Consider the following 16,344-nt stretch of genomic DNA (forward strand, 5'->3'; position numbering starts at 1 on the left):
GCCGGACACAGGCTGTATACGAACCGACGAGAAGGGCGCGAAGACTTATGAGTGAGCGCTTCATCGAAGTCTCCCTGGACAGGCGCGGAGTGCGCTGCACCGCCAAACTCCTCGACGAACTGGCCCCGATCACCTGCGCCGCGGTGTGGGACGCGCTGCCGCTGGGCGGTGACGTCTACCACGCCAAGTACGCGCGCAACGAGATCTACGCGCTGATGCCCGGGTTCGCCGCGCAGGAGCCGCCGTTGGAGAATCCGACGGTCACCCCCATTCCGGGTGATCTCTGCTATTTCACCTTCTCCGACACGGTGCTCGGCACCACGTCGTACGGCTACGAGGAGCAGGCCGCCCACCGGGGCCGCCGTACCGTCGTCGACCTCGCGCTCTTCTACGAGCGCAACAACCTGCTGATCAACGGCGACACGGGGTGGATCCCGGGCATCGTCTGGGGCTCGGTGGTCGAGGGGCTCGACGCGATGGCGGAGGCGTGCCAGGACCTGTGGCGCGCGGGCGCGACGGGCGAGACGCTCAACTTCCGCCGGGTCTGAGGCGGTGGGCCCACGCCGTCCCCGGTCGCCGGGCGGGCCTGTCCGAGGCCGTCCGGCGACCGAGGACATTACCGGCCGTCAGGACGGGCCCGGTGGCCCTGTGCGGACAGAGCGCTACGCGCCGGTCGGGGCCGGCAGCGAGGTCGCTCCCGACTCGTACAGCGCGTGTGCCGCCCGCATCACCAGCGCGTCGGCGTGACGGGCACCGACCAGCTGGAGGCCGATCGGCAGCCCGTCCGCGTCCACCCCGCACGGCACGGTCGCGGCGGGCTGCTGGGTCATGTTGAAGGGGTAGGTGAACGGGGTCCATCCGGTCCAGCGGTGGTGGCCCGAGCCCTTCGGCACCTCCACGCCCGCCTCGAAGGCGGTGATCGGCATGGTCGGCGTGACCAGCAGGTCGTACGTCTCGTGGAACCGGCCGAGCCGGCGGCCCAGCTCCATCCGCGCGTCCACCGCCGCCAGATAGTCCAGCGCGCTCGCCCGCGCCCCCGTCGCCACGATCTCCTGGAGCCCCGGGTCCAGCAGTTCGCGCTGCCGGTCGCCGAGCGACTGCGTCACCCGCGCCGCGCCCGTGAACCAGAGTGTGTGGAACGCCTCCACCGGGTCCGAGATGTCCGGGTCGGCCTCCTCGATGTACGCGCCCAGCTCGGCGAGCCGCTCCACCCCGCGCCGGACCGCCGCCGCCACGTCCGGCCGCACCGCGACCTGGCCGCCGAACGACGGCGAGTACGCGATCCGCAGCCCGGCCACCCCCTCCGACAGGGCGCCGCCGACACCTCCTGCCGGGGCGAGCTGCGACCAGTCACGCCAGTCCGGGGCGCTGATGACATCCAGCAGCAGCGCGGCGTCCGCGGCGTCCCGGGTCATCGGACCGGCGTGCGCCAGTGTGCCGAACGCGCTCGACGGGAAGAGCGGGATCCGCCCGTAGGTCGGCTTGAGCGCGAAGATGCCGCAGAACGACGCGGGGATCCGGACCGAGCCGCCGCCGTCGGTGCCGATCGACAGCGGCGCGGCGCCGAGCGCGACCGCCGCCGCGCTGCCGCCGCTGGACCCGCCTGCGGTCCTGGACAGCTCGTACGGATTACGGGTCACCCCGCTCAGCGGCGAGTCCGTCACGCCCTTCCAGCCGAACTCCGGCGTCGTCGTCTTGCCGACGAGGACCGCGCCGTGCTCGCGCAGCCGCGCCACCGCGGGCGAGTCCTCGTCCCAGGGACCCGCGGGGTCGATCGTCCGGCTGCCGCGCAGCGTCGGCCCGCCGCGCTGGAGGAAGATGTCCTTCACCGAGACGGGGACCCCGTCCAGCAGCCCCTGGGGCTCCTTTCCGCGCCACCGGACGGTGGACTCCTCGGCGGCGGCCAGCGCCGCCTCGGCGTCGACCCGGACGAAGGCGTTGACGAGCGGTTCGATCGCCTCGATCCGGTCCAGCGTGGCGCGCGTCACGTCGACCGGTGAGAAGTCGCCCCTCTCGTAGCCGGCCAGCAGCTGTCGTGCGGTGAGATCGGTGAGGAACATGGACTCAGTCATGCATGGGGACGTACCCACGTTTCTTGTCCACCACGTTAGGCAGTGGCTCTCCGGACGCCCAGATGTCGTAAAGCCCGACGAACTGCTCGCCCAGTCGGTCGCGCCAGCCGACGGTGTCACCGCTCATGTGCGGCGACACGATCAGCCCGGGCACGTCCCAGAGCCGGCTCTCCGGATCGAGCGGCTCGGACTCGAAGACATCGAGGGCCGCGCCCGCGATCCAGCGCTTGGACACCGCCTCCACCAGCGCGTTCTCATCGACGAGCTGACCGCGCCCGACATTGATGAAGCGCGCGGACGGCTGCATCAGACCGAAGAGACGCGCGTCGAACATGCCGCGCGTGCTCTCGGTGAGCGGAGCCGCGCAGATCACCCAGTCGGACCGCGTCAGCAGCCGGTCCAGCTGGTCGGCGCCGTGGATTCCCGGGCGCGCCGTACGGCCGGTGATCGCCACCGTCACGCCGAGCGCCTTCAGCGTGTCGGCGATCGCCCGGCCGATCGGACCCGCGCCCACGACGGTCGCACGGCTCTCGGCGACCCGCAGTCCCTCGCGGTGGCGCCAGCGCCGCTGGCGCTGGAGTTCGAGAGTTCCGGGCAGATCCTTGGCCATGGCAAGCACCAGGCTCGCCACATATTCGGCAATGGGCTCCTCGAAGATGCCCCGGGCGTTTGTGACCAATGTTTCGGAGTTGATCAGCTCGGGGCTGAGCAGCCGGTCCACGCCGGCGCTCGCCGTGTGCACCCAGACCGGCCTCGGACCGTCCCCCGGCCAGGCGAGGCGGATCGCGTCGGATGTGAAGTCCCACGCCAACAGGACGTCGGCCAGGGGGAGTTGAGCGGCTAGGTCGGAGTCGTCCGCGTACCGGATGCGGGCTCGGCCGGTCAGCCGGCCGAGGCGCGGCGGTGGGTCGGCACCCAGTACGAGAAGGGTCGGTTCGGCCATCGGGAGAGCCCTTCTGAGCGGGGCGGGGATTTCCCCGAGGAAAACTCGTTGCAACGTCTTTCCTGTGCGGATTGACCACGCTCGCATTTAGCTCCTACCGTCGTCAACAACAGCCAAAGGGGGCCGTGCCTTGGATGTCTCCTTTCTGGGTGGACCGCAGCCGCAGCGTGGTGTCGGTGTGGTCGCCCCATTCGATTTCGCTCTCGACCGTGAACTCTGGCGTTGGATGCCCGACGAGATCTCGCTGCGCCTGACGAGGACGCCCTACGTCCCCGTCGAGGTGTCGCTGGACCTTGCCAGGCTCGTGAGTGAGCACGAGACCCTTGGAGAGGCGGTGCGTGCCCTTGGGGCGACCGAACCGGAAGTGATCGCGTACGCCTGCACCTCGGGCAGCTTCGTCGGCGGGGTCGGCGGCGAGCGGGCCATGTGCGAGGCCATGAACAGGGCGGGCGAGGTGCCCTCGCTCACCACCTCCGGCGCGCTCCTCGAAGCGCTGGAGGAGCTGGGCGCGAAACGGATCGCCCTGGTCACGCCCTATACGGAGTCGGTCACGGAGTCGCTGGAGGAGTACCTGGCGGAGGCCGGGGTAACCGTCACGGGTCGCGCCTTTCTGGGGCTGACCAGGCACATCTGGAAGGTGCCGTACAGGTCGGTCGTGGACATGGCGCGGCAGGCCGTCGTCGGTGCGGCCGACGCGCTGTTCATCAGCTGTACGAACCTGCCGACGTACGACGCGATCCCGCAGTTGGAGGCCGAGCTGAGGATGCCGGTGCTGTCGGCGAACCAGGTCACGATGTGGGCGGCGCTGCGCCGCATCGGCGCGCACGCGGTCGGGCCCTACCAGGGCCTGCTGCTCAACCCGCCTCCGGTGCGCCACGTGCCTACGCTGGAGGGGATGGGAGAACTCGCCGAGGCCTCGGACATACCCGAGGTCCCGATCTCCGAGATCGCGGAGATCAAGGAGATCTCCGCGATCAGTGACATCCCCGGCATCGCGGAGATGGGGCGGATGGAACCGGTCCAGCAGATGCAGGACATCCAGCCGGCCCAGCCGGCCGAGTGGGCGCAGCCCTCCCAGCCGGACGCTCCGACCGAGGAACAGGAAGGGTGGACATGACGACCGTCGGACTTCTCTACCCCGGCCACTCCGCCGAGGACGACTACCCCCGTCTGGAGATGCTCTTCGACAGCGACATCAGACTGCCCCTCGTCCACACCGACATCGGCGAGGACGCCCACCGGGTCGACGCCCTTCTGGAGATGGGTTCGGCCCGGCGGCTGGCGGACGGTGTCGAGGAGCTGCGGATGGCGGGCGCCGAGTCCGTGGTCTGGGCCTGTACGAGCGGCAGCTTCGTGTACGGCTGGGACGGCGCGCACGAGCAGGCGCGCACCCTGGCGACGGAGGCGGGGCTGCCCGCTTCGAGCACGTCCTTCGCCTTCGCGCACGCGGTGCAGGCGCTGGGAGCCCGGCGGGTCGCGGTCGCCGCGACCTATCCGGAGGACGTCGCTGGCTACTTCACCGCCTTCCTGAAGGCGGCGGGCATCGAGGTGGTCTCGACCCGCGGCAGCGGCATCATCACCGCCGCCGAGGTCGGCACCTGGGGCCGGGACGAGGTGCTGGCCCTGGCCCGCGCGGGTGACCACCCGGACGCGGAGGTGGTTCTCCTGCCGGACACCGCGCTGCACACCGTGGCGTTCCTGCCGGAGCTGGAGGAGGCCGTGGGCAAGCCGGTGCTCACCGCGAACCAGGTCACGGTCTGGGAGGGCCTGCGGCTGGTGGAGCGGCACGCGTGGGCCCCGAAGCTCGGGACGCTCTTCGCGAGCCGCGAGTAGCGGCCCCCGGGCCGGGAATAAAACGGAGCCGTCCTCCTGTTGCCGGGGGTTGTACTTGATTCCCGCTCAGGAGGGCTCGCACCGGTGGTTGACGCAATTCGAGGGACGACGCTGGGCGACGCGCCCGTCCCGCTGTCCGTACTGGACCTGGTCACCGTCGGCAGCGGAAGCACCGCGCGGCACTCGCTGCGGACCAGTGTCGAGATCGCCAAGCTCGCCGAGCGCCGGGGCTACCAGCGGCACTGGGTCGCCGAGCACCACTCGATGCCCGGCGTCGCCTCCTCGTCGCCCGCCGTGATCCTCGCCCATCTCGCCGCCCACACCGAGCGGATCCGGCTCGGTTCGGGCGGCGTCATGCTGCCCAACCACGCCCCGCTCGTCATCGCCGAGCAGTTCGGCACGCTGGAGGCCCTCGCCCCCGGGCGCGTCGACCTCGGGCTCGGGCGGGCGCCCGGCACCGACGGGGCGACGGCGGCCGCACTGCGCCGCACCGACCGGCTGAACGAGGGCGCCGACGACTTCCCGCAGCAGCTCGCGGAGCTCACCCGCTTCCTGGACGACGACTTCCCGGACGGGCACCCGTACTCCCGGATCCACGCCGTCCCCGGACCTGTCCAGGGCCCGGCCGCACGCCCGCCGATCTGGCTCCTCGGCTCCTCCGGCTTCAGCGCCCGGCTCGCCGCCACCCTCGGGCTGCCGTTCGCCTTCGCGCACCACTTCTCGGCGCAGAACACCATCCCCGCGCTGGAGCTCTACCGCCAGTCCTTCCGGCCGTCCGCCGTGCTCGACGCCCCGTACGCGCTGATCGGCGTGGCCGCACTCGCGGCCGACGACGAGAAGGAGGCCCGCCGGCAGGTCCTGACCGGCGCGCTGTCGATGCTGCGGCTGCGCACCGGGCGCCCCGGACTCGTACCGACGCCCGAGGAGGCGGAGGCGTACAGCTTCAGCCCGCAGGAGCGTGACTTCGTCGACGGCTGGCTGACGAACATCGTCCACGGCACCCCGGACGCCGTCCGCGCCGGACTCGACGACCTCCAGAAGCGCACCGACGCCGACGAGCTGATGCTCACCGCCAACGCCCACGGCGCCGAAGCCCGGCTCCACAGCTACGGTCTGATCGCCGACGCGTACGGCCTGCCCGCCTGACCGTGCGGCGGTGGGGCCGGGTCAGACCTTCAGCGGGCCGGTCCCGATCATCTCCGCGATCCGCTCCGGCCCCACCGCCCGCGAGTACAGCCAGCCCTGCCCGGTGTCGCACCCGATCCCGCGCAGGCGCGCCGCCTGCCCCGCCGTCTCCACGCACTCCGCCGTGACGGTCAGGCCCAGCCGGTGCGCGAGATGGACCAGCGTCTCGACGATCGTCTCGTCCGCCGGATTGGGGTGGGCGCCGCCGTCGTAACGGAAGCCCCGTACAAAGGAGCCGTCCAGCTTCAGTACGGAGACGGGCAGCCGGCTCAGATAGGCCAGGTTCGAGTAGCCGGTCCCGAAGTCGTCGATCGCGATCCGCACCCCCATGTCGCTCAGCGCCTGGAGCGCCTGGAGCGGCCGGCCCGCCGAGCCCATCACGGCCGACTCCGTCAGCTCCAGTTGGAGCAGATGCGGCGCGAGGCCCGTCTCGGCGAGGATCGCGGCCACGTCCGCCACCAGGTCGGAGTCCCAGACCTGCCGTACGGCGACGTTGACGCTCACGAACAGCGGCCGCTCCGCCGGGTGGTCGCGCTGCCACCGACGGGCCTGGAGACAGGCCGTACGCAGCACCCAGCGCCCGAGCTGGACGATCGAGCCGTCCTCCTCGGCGATCCCGACGAAGCGGTTGGGCGCGAGGATGCCGAACTGCGGATGGTCCCAGCGGACCAGCGCCTCCACGCCCTGGAGGACGCCGTCGGCCATTCCCACCAGCGGCTGGTACTGGAGCACGAACTCCTCGCGCTCGACCGCCGGGCGCAGCGTGGACGACAGCGCCTGGCGGGTCATCCGGTGCGCGTTGCGCTCCGGGTCGAAGAGGGTCCAGCGGGCCTTGCCGTCCGCCTTCGCCCAGTACAGCGTCGTGTCGGCGACCTGCATCAGGCCGGTGGGCGTGGTGCCGTCGGCGGTCCGTTCGACGACGCCGATGGAGGCCGAGACCGAGAGCCGCTGCCCGGCCAGGTCGAAGGGGAGCTGAAGCGCGGCGAGTACGGCGCGGGCGAGGTCGGCGAGCTGTTCCGTACCGGCCGAGTCCTCGACCAGGATCGCGAACTCGTCACCGCCGAGACGGGCGACGAGATGGCTGCCGCCCCGGCTGTGGGCGTCGTTGTCGGCGCACTCGGTGAGCCGGCCCGCGACGGCGGCGAGCAGCCGGTCGCCGACCCGGTGCCCGAGGGTGTCGTTGACGGCCTTGAACCCGTCGAGATCCAGATAGCAGAGCCCGATCCGCCCTGTTCTGCCATGGTCGTACGACGATTCGAGCGCGGCGGAGAGCCGTTCGAAGAACAGCGTGCGGTTGGGCAGCCGGGTCACCGGGTCGTGCATCTGGAGATGGCGGATCCTGGCCTGGAGTTCGCGCCGCTCGCTGATGTCCGAGAGGGAGAGCAGCACCGAGCCGCCGTCGGGCAGCGGCGCGACGGTGACCTCGGCCCAGAGCGTGCGGCCGTCGGGGTGCTTGAGGCGGCGGGTGCAGCGGAAGCGGGAGCGGCGGCCCCGGAGCACCTCGTGGTACGCGTGCCAGGTCCGGTCGTCGGACGCGAGGTCGACCAGGTCGGCGGCGGCGCGGTCGCGCAGTGCGGAGCGTTCGGCGCCGACCAGCTCGGCGAGGGCGTCGTTGGCGGTGACGACGGTGCCCCGGCGGTCCACGACGGCCATCGGGAGCCGGGCGGCGTTGAAGGCCGCGCGGTAGTCGCGGAGGTCGGCCTGGTGGCCGGGGTTCTCGCGCTCGCCCCGCCGGCCGGCGGGGGTGGGCCGCGCGGGCGCCGGGCGGGTGAGGGTCCGCAGCTCGCCGAACGCGAAGCCCGTACCGTCCCGCATGGCCAGAGCATCACTCTCCGTCAGCGACGGCGTGCTGGAATCGGGTGCCGCGACTGCCGCAGGCCGCGGCCTTTCGGAGGTTCCGCTCACGGCTCGCTCCCGCGGTGCAGTGGTCTCGTACAGGGGGATTCGGGATGGTCGGCGCAGATAAGTCTGCCGATCATAGAGGCTGGCCACTGGGCCGTTCCAGCTCCTCGGTGGTGAACGGGGGCGCGCGAGGTCGACGCCGGGACCGGGGACGATCGTTTCTGCGCGGCTGCGGCGCGGGACGGACTCGTCCTGATCGGTTGTGACTTTCCGTGATCCGTCGGGGGTGTCGTCCACTCACCCAACCGGGCCACTGGAACAGGGCGTCCTCCGGCAAAAAGGCACAAGGTGGGTGAGCTGTCCCGCATTCCACAGCCGGAGGTCCACGTGGAGCGTCGCCCGACACACGGGGGAGTGGAACGGCCGCGCCTGCGCAGCACGGCCGCGGCCTTCACCTCCCTCGTCGCGGTCGCCGCCACCTCACTGGTGGCCGGCCCCGCCGTGGCAGCCCACTCCGCGGGGCCGTGCGCCCTGCCGCGTACCGCCGCGCACCACTCCCTGGGCCTCGACACCTGGAACGCCTCCTATCCGCGCCCGGCCAGGACCCTGGACGCCGTCATGGTCTTCCTCTCCTTCCCGGACGGGGTGCCGCGTCTCGAACCGGCCGAGCTGGTGGCCGACCACTTCCCCGCGACCAGCAGATTCTTCGAGCGGGCCTCGTACGGGAAGTTCGCCCTGCGCCCGCACCCGCGGCTCCGGTGGGTGGAGATGCCCCGCCCCTCCACGGACTACGCCATAAGGCGCGACTGGGACCCGGCGATGCGCACGGCGTATCTCAAGGACGCGCTCTCGGTCGCCGATCCGGTGATCGACTTCTCGCGGTACGACCTCGTCTATCTGGTCGCCGACCCGGACGCGCCCGGCGTGGACTCCGACGCGACGAAGGTGGTGAACTTCGACCATCCGCTCAGCGCGGACGGCACGGACATCAAGCGCGTCGTCACCGTCTTCGAGCGCCATCCCCCGGACCGCAATGTGCTGGCCCATGAGACCGGCCACGTGTTCGACCTGCCCGACCTCTACCACCGGCCGACCGACGGCAAGGGCGACTGGGACACCCACGTCGGCGACTGGGATGTGATGGGCAGCCAGTTCGGACTCTCGCCCGACCTGTTCGGCTGGCACAAATGGAAACTGGGCTGGCTCGAAGGACGGCAGATCAGCTGTGTGAAGCCCACCGGCAGCAGCATGCTCACCCTGGAACCGCTGGACACCGCGCCCCCGCCCGGCGCGAGCGCCGGGACCCGGCTCGCGGTGGTCAGGACCGGCGAGAACTCCGCCCTCGCGATCGAGGCGCGCGGCGCGACCGGCAACGACGCCACCACCTGCAACGAGGGGGTCCTGATCTACCGGGTCGAGGGCGAGGCCGAGTCGGGCGGCGGCCCCATCGAGGTGATCGACACCCACCCGGACAGCGAGGCGTGCTGGGACCAGTCGGTCTATCCACCGCTGGCGGACGCGCCCCTGGGCGTCGGGGAGACGTTCACGGTGCCGGGGGAGGGCACGAAGGTGGAGGTGGCCGACCGCACACGGACGGGCGCGTGGACGGTGAAGGTCACGACGGGCGTCTGACCCCGGGCGTACGAGAAAGCCCCCCGCTTCCGCAGGGGGCTTTCCGTGTCTGTGCGCCGCCAGGGACTCGAACCCCGGACCCGCTGATTAAGAGTCAGCTGCTCTAACCAACTGAGCTAGCGGCGCCTGCTGACGTCGTAGACCTTAGCACCAGGATCGGTGCGAAGAAAAATCGATATGACAGGCCCCGGGCGACGCTGGTGCGCTGCTCAGGGGCGGGAACCCGGCAGGCTCGCCACCGCGTCGGTCCGGGGGCGGGTGACCGCCGTCCGTAACCTGGGGCGGCCCGCCCGGACGCACGCCCACAGCAGGACCTCGGGGCCCGGCAGCCACGGATGGCGGGTGTCGGGGGCCACCACCCAGCGCGGCGCGGGACAGGGCGCGGGCACCAGCGGCGGGACGGTCACGGCGTCGCCGGAGCCGTGGCAGAGCAGCGGCGGTACGGCCGGGGCGGCGCCCTCCGGGGCCGAGCGCCCCCACTCCTCCCAGGCCAGCAGCGACGGCAGCCGCTGGGCGGTGCCGGGGGCCGCGAACAGCATCGTCCGGCCCCGGTGCGTGGCGACCGGTCCGGAGCCGGGGCCGTCGGACCACAGCCGGTCGAGCACACGTCTGCCGAAGACGGCGGGCACGTTGACGACGTCGAAGACGGCGCCGCAGGGCAGCACTCCGGGGGTCGTCGGTCTGGCCTCCCAGAGGGAGAGCGTGGAACGGGGATACGGCTCCGCCGAGGCGAGCCAGCCGGCGCCGGCGGCGGTGACCTGCGCGGTGTGATGGCGGCCGTCCTCACGGAGGTAGTCGAAGATGTCGGTCCGGCGCTCGTCGTCACAGGCACCCGGACTCAAGGGGGATTCTTCTCGCAGCCATGCGCTCATGACATCTACATCTACCGGGAGTAACCGACCCGTTCCCGGGAGTTGCCGGAAATCGGGACAGGGTGGTGCGGGAGGGCGTAACCTGCGGCCCGGCATATGCCAGGCGGCCGGCCGGAGAACCCGCCCGTTCACTCTCCCGGGGTGCGTCCGTCCCGCAGCAGATCCCGCCCGAACTCCACCATCTTCTTGGCGTAGTCCTCGGTCCACTCCGCCCGTGCCGCGATGTCGGCGGGCGTGAGCCGGTCGAACCGCCGCGGGTCGGCGAGCTGGGCGGCGGCGAGGGCCTGGAACTCCACGGCCCGGTCGGTCGCGGCCCGGAAGGCGAGCGTCAGCTCGGTGGCCCGGTCCAGCAGGGCGCCCGGGTCGTCGATGGACTCCAGGTCGAAGAAGTGCTCGGGATCGGAGGCCGCCTCCGACGGCTCGAACAGCAGCGGGGCGGGCCGCAGCCGCCGCTGACTCGACTCGGATTCCGCCATGTGTGCCTCCTGCTGGTCCTGGTGCGGGTGCCTGTGATGTCGCACGTGTTCGCCACGGCCACCGTCCATTGTCCCGCCCCGCGCAAGTGGGCCTCGGGGTCGCCCGGACCGCCCGGCGCGAGCAGGTCTCAGGGCGTCCAGGTCACGCGGTGTTCCGCGAGGTGGGAGAGGACCGCGTGGTTCGCCTCCCAGCCGTCCGGGAACTTGATCGTGACTCCCAGCTGGACCGGCTCCGTCGACGGGTGCTCGTCGAGCAGTTCGGGGACGCCCGCCCGGCAGACCACGACGCAGGCGTGGCGGTGGCGGGAGGTGAGCACGCACAGGCGGCCCGTCTCCAGATGGAACGCCGTCGCGTCCGGGCGGCCCGAGAGCGGGTGCAGGACGACCGTCACGTCGAACTCACGGCCCTGGAGCCGGTTCGCCGTGTCCACGGCCACCCCCGTCACCCCGAGCTCCGCCAGCGCCGCGCGGACCGCCGCCGCCTGGTCGCGGTGCGCCGTGCCCACGGCGACGCGGTCGGCCGTCAGCGGCGCCGCCCCCGGGCCGCGCTCGCCGGTCGTCGCGCCGCCCCGGTCCAGCAGCCGGCGGACCACCAGCGCCACCGCCCGTACCGCCTCGGGGTCCGTACGGGGCGTACGACGCGCGGGCAGCTCCAGCAGACCCCAGCCCGACGCCGCCGCCTCGTCCACCACCCGGTCCGGGCCCGAGCCGTCGGACGGGACGGCGAAGGTGAGCCGCCGGTCCGCCGGGCCCGTACCGCTGCGGAACGGCGTGTACGGGTAGAACGCGTCCGACACCAGCGGCGCCGCCGACGCCGGCAGCCGCCACGACACCGGGAGCCGGTGCTGCGGCAGTTCGGGATTGTGCGCGAGAAGGGTGGCGACCGCGCTCGCCGACGGGTCGTACGACAGCCCCGCCCACTGGTCCGCGCCGACCACGCTGAACGGGTCCAGCTGCCCCGGGTCGCCCACGAACAGCGCCCGTTCGAAGAGCCCCGCGACCGCGAGCAGCGCGTCCGACCGCATCTGGTACGCCTCGTCCACGATCGCGTGCCGCCACGGCTCGACGCCCTGCACATGCGCCCACTTGGCGGCCGTGGACACGACGACGTCCAGGCCCGCGAGATCGGCCGCCTTCGCCGACTTCCGTACGGACGGGAACTCGTCCAGCGACGGGTCGTACGGATCCGGGTCGTTGCTGTGCAGCCGGCCCACCGGCAGGTCCGGGGCCTTCTCGGCGAGCCGTGAGACGAGGTCGTCCACCTGCGCGTTGGTCTGCGCGACGACCATCAACGGCCTTCCCGCCGCAGCCAGTTCGAGCGCGGCGCGCACCACGAGCGTCGACTTCCCGGCGCCGGGCGGCGAGTCGACGACCACGCCCCGGTAGGCGCCGTGCAGCGTGTCGTACAGGATCGCGTCGGTGGCCCGCGCGGCCTCGGCGCCGGGATCGAAACCGGCCCGGTCGGATGCGGTCGTGGCGGTCACAGGAAGTCGTCCTCGGTCACCGGGTCGGGAAGCGGGAGGGGGAGAGAGGGCGCGGGCGCGTCGTCGGCCGGCGTATGCGACTCGGGAAGGCGTACGGCTCCGAGGACGGGACCGGCCACGTCCGCGCCACCGGCACCGGCGTCGGGAGCAGACGTGCTCACGGTGCCCGCGCCCTCCGCGCCCGGCGGCCCCCCGTGCGTCCACGGCGTCTCCTCCGCCGACGGCAGTTTCGGGCCACCGCGCTGGTCGTGTTCGAACAGGGTCCAGGCGATCCGGTCGCCCTTCCGGGGGACCGACCCCTCGGCGGGCTCCTTGCCACGGCCCATCCGGTCCGTCAGCCGCACCACCAGCATCCCGTGCCCGCCGGGCTCCCGTTCGACGAACTCGGCCGACTGCGGCTTGCCGTCCAGCGAGCGGTAGACCTTCGCGCGCTCGCCGAGCTGCGGCCGGTCCTCGCTGTACAGGGTGATCAGCGGACGCGGACCCGGCCGTCTGCCCTCGCTGTAGGCCATCACCACGTCCGTCACCTCCCCGATGAACGCCTCGCCGGAGAGTCTGCGCCCGGCCAGCACCAGCGGGTCGTCCAGCGCCTCCTGCGCCTCCAACTGCGCCTGTGCGGTCTCCCGCGAGGCCAGCTTCTGCGCCGCCGTCACCGCGTCGTCGTGCCGGGGCTGCGGCGGTTCGCCGGACCGCACCCGGTCCCGGTGGCCCGTGAAGGACCAGCGGTCGCGCGTCCAGCGGTCGGCGACCCGCGCCCCCTCCGGCAGCTCCCGCACCAGGTCGAGCCCCCGCCACACCGCGTCCCACGTCGGCCGCGCCTGGCTCTCCAGCAGCCGCCGGATCTCCCGCTCGGCCCTCGTCAGCCGGCCCAGCTGCTCGTCCGCGCCCGGACCGTCCTCGGCGGCCCCGAGCGACTGACGCGCCCGGTCGTACTCGTCGATCGCCGGCGCCAGCAGCCTGTTGTCGAACGCCGGGTCCGTCGCCGGGCCCGCGGGCGGGCAGAGCAACTGCCCACGGCCGTCCCGCTCCGTCTCCGCTCGGAGAGCGGCGTCCCGCCCCGACCCCCCGTGCGGCGGGTCGATCCAGGCGAGCAGCGCGCCCAGATGCTGGTCCTCCAGACTGGACTGCCCGGTGGCCCAGTGCCTGTTGAGCAGATCGGTCGCCGCGAGCAGCAGCGACGACCCCGGCACCCGCGCCCGCTCGCCGTAGTGCGTCAGCCAGCGGCCCAGCAGCGGGACGCGCGCGGGCGCCGGATACGGCGTGTCCGGGTCCTGCTCCGCCGTACGCCGGAACCGCATCGAACGCCCCAGCAGCCGCACGAAGTCGACACCCGGCCGGTTCGGCACGATCAACTGCGGCGCGTCCACACAGAGATCGACCTCCACCTTGACGCGTCGGCCCGTCTCCGGGTCGGTCTCCGCGCGTTCGGCGGGCTCGACCTCGTCCGCGTACGCGTCCAGATGCGGCAGGAGCACCTCCGCCAGATCGGCGAGGAAGGCGAACCGCAGATCGCGGTCGCGGGGCTGCGCCACGGAGAGCAGACGGGGCGACTCCCGGTCCGTACCCACGAGGGCGCCGAGCGGGGCACCGGCCTCACCGGCCGTCGTGAGCGGCACGAAGACGAGCGGGCGCTCGGAGAGCCGCCGGTGGCGCACGGTGGCCAGCGGCTGCGCGCGCCCGCTCTCCACCGCCTCCAGCCGGGCCAGGGTGGTGATCAGCGACATCCGGCGACCGCGCCTTCCGGGACGGACCCCGGGCCCCCGGGGACCGGTTCCAGCGCCTCGGCGCGCAGCGCGGCGGCCCTGCGCAGCGCCACGACCGTCGGGTCGTCGTCGGCGGCCCCCGGCGCGCTCTCGCCGCGCGCCGCCGCCAGGACGGCGCCGACCGTCGTCAGCCCGCCCAACTCGCCCCGTACGCCCCGTCCCAGCGCCTCCACGGCGCCGGCGGAGCGGGCCTGGCCCCGGCAGTGGAAGGCCAGCTCGCAGGCGGCCAGACACTCCGGCGCGTACGCCGCCCCCACCGCGTCGACCGCCGCCGTCAGCTCCGCCGGCGAGCACCGCTCCAGATCGAAACTGGCGCCGTCGGGCAGGGAGGCCGCGATGTCCTCGATCCGGGTGAGTCTGGTCAGCTGCCGCCGGGTCACGGAGAGTTGTTTGCGTACGTCGACGACCGAGGCCGTCGGCAGGTTGGAGAAGTCCCTGGGGCAGACCAGCAGCACCGAGTGGTCCACCCGGGAGCCGGTCACCCGGGCGGCGACCCGCTCCAGCGCCAGCACGTACACGGCGGCCTGCCGCGCCGCGGCCCCCACCTTCGACGGGTCGGCCGAACCGTCGATCATCGGGAAGGACTTGATCTCCACGACCGTCCACCGGCCGTCGGGCCGCACCACCACGGCGTCCGGCTCCAGATAGGCGGGCGAGCCCGCCACCTCCAGCGCCAGCAGCGGGTGCACGAGCAGCGTCCACGCCTCGGACCCGCCGGCCGCCTCCGCCGCCTCGCGCAGCGCCAGCGCCGTACGCGCGACACGTCCCTCGGGACCGGCCGCGGACAGATCGGGGACGCGCGTCTGACCGGGCATCGGCGCCGGTGACCCCGCGCCCGTCCGCTCGTGCAGCAGACGCAGCAGTTCCGTACCGCCGTCGGCCTTCACCCGCGCCTCGAAGGCGTTGCCCCGCATGAACGCGAACTGCGACTGACCGAACGGGGCGGGAGAGCCGAGCGCCGCCGCGAGCGCGGTCTTGTCGACCCCGGCGCCGTCGAGCAGCGCACGGCGGCCACAGCCGGGGTTGGCGGCGAGAGCGGCGAGCGCGCGGGCGTCCAGCGGATGCGGCGCGACGTCCGGTCCGCGCAGCTCAGCGAGCCGCTGCCGGAGCGTCGCCGGTCGCGGCTCCGGTACTGCCGGGGTGGCCGGTGCTGCTGTTGGTGCGGGTGCGCTGCCCGGGTATTCGCTCACCCGCGGAAGTCTCGCATCCCTCACTGACATTCGGGTGTCCTACCGGGACGGCCGGGGAGTGCGCCGAACCCTTCGCGACCGTGACGGAACCGCCCTTCACCGGGGGCCGCGCGTCCGACGCGGCCACCCGCGCCAGCCGGCCCACGAACGCGTACCGGCCCACCGCCCGCGCCCACCCCCGGTCGGCGGCCCGCAGGACCGGCCCGGTCAGCAGCGCGCCCGCCCCCATCACCGCGGCACCGGCGACCGCGTCGAGGAAGTAGTGGTTCGCCGTCCCCATGACGACGATCAGGGTGACGACCGGATAGACGGCGCCGACGGCCCGCAGCAGCGGGGCCTTTCCGTGCCGCCACAGCAGCACCCCGCACCACAGCGCCCAGCCGACGTGCAGACTCGGCATCGCGGCGTACTGGTTGGTCATCGCGCCCAGCCCGCGCGGAGCGCTCGCCTCCGTGCCCCACCAGCCGTAGGAGCTGTACTGCGCCATCGTGTCGACGAAGCCGTGCGAGGCGTCCAGCAGCCGGGGCGGGCACGTCGGAAGGAGGGTGAAGCCGACCAGGCCGAGCAGGGTGGAGGCCATCAGCCAGGTACGGGCCGCCCGGTAGCCGGCGGGACGGCGGCGGAAGAGCCAGATCAGTACGGCGGGTGTCACGATGTAGTGCAGCGAGGCGTACATGAAGTCGGCGGGTATCCCGAGGGCCGGGGTGTCCGTGAAGAGGCGGTTGAGCGGATGTTCGGCGTTCAGGAAGAACGCCTTCTCTATTCGGAGGATCGCCAGTCCGTGGTCGACGGCCGTCGACACATCGCCCCGCGCCAGGACCCGACCCGCCGAGTACCCCCCGTACAACACCGCCAGCAGCAGTAGTTCGGCCCACCAGTGGGGCCGACGGGTGGTGCGCGCGTGGTCGGTCTGCCGCATCCGAACGCTCTCCCTCATGCTTTTCACGCGGCCTTCCGCCGACGTTCAACCGTACGGTGTAGGCGATCGCGCGCTCGCGAGGGGTCCCCCCGGAGAACCCTCGTGCGTCGGCGGACGCGCCTCGCGACGTGAT

General features: G+C 72.8%; 13 protein-coding genes, 1 tRNA gene and 1 pseudogene. 5 read left to right on the forward strand and 10 right to left on the reverse strand.

The genetic code is table 11. The annotated features are described in order from the left end of the window. Positions 1–47 precede the first annotated feature (47 nt). The gene (locus tag ACFWU9_RS09030; RefSeq protein ID WP_384315850.1) at positions 48–548 is read left to right on the forward strand and encodes a DUF3830 family protein; all 501 of its coding nucleotides are present in this window, start codon (positions 48–50) and stop codon (positions 546–548) included. 114 nt (positions 549–662) lie between these two features. Here ACFWU9_RS09030 and ACFWU9_RS09035 read toward each other — a convergent pair whose 3' ends face one another. After that, the gene (locus ACFWU9_RS09035) at positions 663–2,072 is read right to left on the reverse strand and encodes an amidase (RefSeq protein ID WP_384315852.1); all 1,410 of its coding nucleotides are present in this window, start codon (positions 2,070–2,072) and stop codon (positions 663–665) included. Then, on the reverse strand, positions 2,065–3,015 hold the full coding sequence (locus ACFWU9_RS09040) for a D-2-hydroxyacid dehydrogenase (protein ID WP_384315854.1): 951 nt from the start codon (positions 3,013–3,015) through the stop codon (positions 2,065–2,067). Before ACFWU9_RS09040 ends, ACFWU9_RS09035 begins: the two co-directional genes overlap by 8 nt. A 130-nt stretch (positions 3,016–3,145) precedes the next feature. Between ACFWU9_RS09040 and ACFWU9_RS09045 the strand changes: the two genes are divergently transcribed. The 3 genes from ACFWU9_RS09045 (at position 3,146) to ACFWU9_RS09055 (ending at position 5,994) form a co-directional block, all read left to right on the forward strand. After that, a complete protein-coding gene (locus ACFWU9_RS09045; protein WP_384315856.1) occupies positions 3,146–4,132 on the forward strand; it encodes a decarboxylase in 987 nt (328 codons plus the stop codon). After that, complete coding sequence (locus ACFWU9_RS09050) at positions 4,129–4,848, forward strand: decarboxylase (RefSeq protein ID WP_384315858.1); 720 nt, start codon at positions 4,129–4,131, stop codon at positions 4,846–4,848. The genes ACFWU9_RS09045 and ACFWU9_RS09050 overlap by 4 nt, the downstream gene beginning before the upstream one ends. Positions 4,849–4,932: 84 nt before the next feature. Continuing rightward, positions 4,933–5,994, forward strand: a complete 1,062-nt coding sequence (locus tag ACFWU9_RS09055) for an LLM class flavin-dependent oxidoreductase (protein WP_384315860.1) — start codon at positions 4,933–4,935, stop codon at positions 5,992–5,994. 21 nt (positions 5,995–6,015) lie between these two features. Here the strand turns inward: ACFWU9_RS09055 and ACFWU9_RS09060 are convergent, their stop codons facing one another. Next, a complete protein-coding gene (locus tag ACFWU9_RS09060; RefSeq protein WP_384315862.1) occupies positions 6,016–7,848 on the reverse strand; it encodes a putative bifunctional diguanylate cyclase/phosphodiesterase in 1,833 nt (610 codons plus the stop codon). 384 nt (positions 7,849–8,232) lie between these two features. On the opposite strand from ACFWU9_RS09060, the gene ACFWU9_RS09065 reads away from it, so the two are divergent. Next, positions 8,233–9,507 carry a M6 family metalloprotease domain-containing protein gene (locus ACFWU9_RS09065; protein WP_384315960.1) on the forward strand — a complete coding sequence of 425 codons (1,275 nt, stop codon included), beginning with the start codon at positions 8,233–8,235 and terminating at the stop codon, positions 9,505–9,507. Positions 9,508–9,559: 52 nt separating this feature from the next. Here the strand turns inward: ACFWU9_RS09065 and ACFWU9_RS09070 are convergent. The 7 genes and pseudogenes from ACFWU9_RS09070 to ACFWU9_RS09100 form a co-directional block, all read right to left on the reverse strand. Beyond that, positions 9,560–9,633, reverse strand: a tRNA-Lys gene (locus ACFWU9_RS09070). Next, positions 9,624–10,379: pseudogene (locus ACFWU9_RS09075) on the reverse strand (hypothetical protein). Before ACFWU9_RS09075 ends, ACFWU9_RS09070 begins: the two are co-directional and overlap by 10 nt. A 128-nt stretch (positions 10,380–10,507) precedes the next feature. After that, complete coding sequence (locus ACFWU9_RS09080; protein WP_384315864.1) at positions 10,508–10,855, reverse strand: hypothetical protein; 348 nt, start codon at positions 10,853–10,855, stop codon at positions 10,508–10,510. 128 nt (positions 10,856–10,983) lie between these two features. After that, the gene (locus ACFWU9_RS09085; RefSeq protein ID WP_384315866.1) at positions 10,984–12,339 is read right to left on the reverse strand and encodes an AAA domain-containing protein; all 1,356 of its coding nucleotides are present in this window, start codon (positions 12,337–12,339) and stop codon (positions 10,984–10,986) included. After that, positions 12,336–14,063 (reverse strand): hypothetical protein, encoded by a 1,728-nt coding sequence (locus tag ACFWU9_RS09090; protein WP_384315868.1) that lies wholly within the window; start codon positions 14,061–14,063, stop codon positions 12,336–12,338. The genes ACFWU9_RS09085 and ACFWU9_RS09090 overlap by 4 nt, the downstream gene beginning before the upstream one ends. Next, entirely contained in the window at positions 14,054–15,292 is a 1,239-nt protein-coding gene (locus ACFWU9_RS09095) for a hypothetical protein (RefSeq protein ID WP_384315870.1), read from the reverse strand. The genes ACFWU9_RS09090 and ACFWU9_RS09095 overlap by 10 nt, the downstream gene beginning before the upstream one ends. Next, positions 15,192–16,211 (reverse strand): phosphatase PAP2 family protein, encoded by a 1,020-nt coding sequence (locus ACFWU9_RS09100; protein WP_384315872.1) that lies wholly within the window; start codon positions 16,209–16,211, stop codon positions 15,192–15,194. Before ACFWU9_RS09100 ends, ACFWU9_RS09095 begins: the two co-directional genes overlap by 101 nt. Positions 16,212–16,344 lie beyond the last annotated feature (133 nt).

The sequence above is a fragment of the Streptomyces sp. NPDC058653 genome, from assembly GCF_042716895.1.
Classification (GTDB): Bacteria; Actinomycetota; Actinomycetes; order Streptomycetales; family Streptomycetaceae; genus Streptomyces.

Excerpts from the sequence above, each read along its gene's own strand:
- ACFWU9_RS09030 (WP_384315850.1), top strand. The coding sequence starts at position 48 with ATGAGTGAGCGCTTCATCGAAGTCTCCCTGGACAGGCGCGGAGTGCGC.
- ACFWU9_RS09035 (WP_384315852.1), bottom strand. The coding sequence starts at position 2,072 with ATGACTGAGTCCATGTTCCTCACCGATCTCACCGCACGACAGCTGCTG.
- ACFWU9_RS09040 (WP_384315854.1), bottom strand. The coding sequence starts at position 3,015 with ATGGCCGAACCGACCCTTCTCGTACTGGGTGCCGACCCACCGCCGCGC.
- ACFWU9_RS09050 (WP_384315858.1), top strand. The coding sequence starts at position 4,129 with ATGACGACCGTCGGACTTCTCTACCCCGGCCACTCCGCCGAGGACGAC.
- ACFWU9_RS09060 (WP_384315862.1), bottom strand. The coding sequence starts at position 7,848 with ATGCGGGACGGTACGGGCTTCGCGTTCGGCGAGCTGCGGACCCTCACC.
- ACFWU9_RS09080 (WP_384315864.1), bottom strand. The coding sequence starts at position 10,855 with ATGGCGGAATCCGAGTCGAGTCAGCGGCGGCTGCGGCCCGCCCCGCTG.
- ACFWU9_RS09090 (WP_384315868.1), bottom strand. The coding sequence starts at position 14,063 with ATGTCGCTGATCACCACCCTGGCCCGGCTGGAGGCGGTGGAGAGCGGG.
- ACFWU9_RS09100 (WP_384315872.1), bottom strand. The coding sequence starts at position 16,211 with ATGCGGCAGACCGACCACGCGCGCACCACCCGTCGGCCCCACTGGTGG.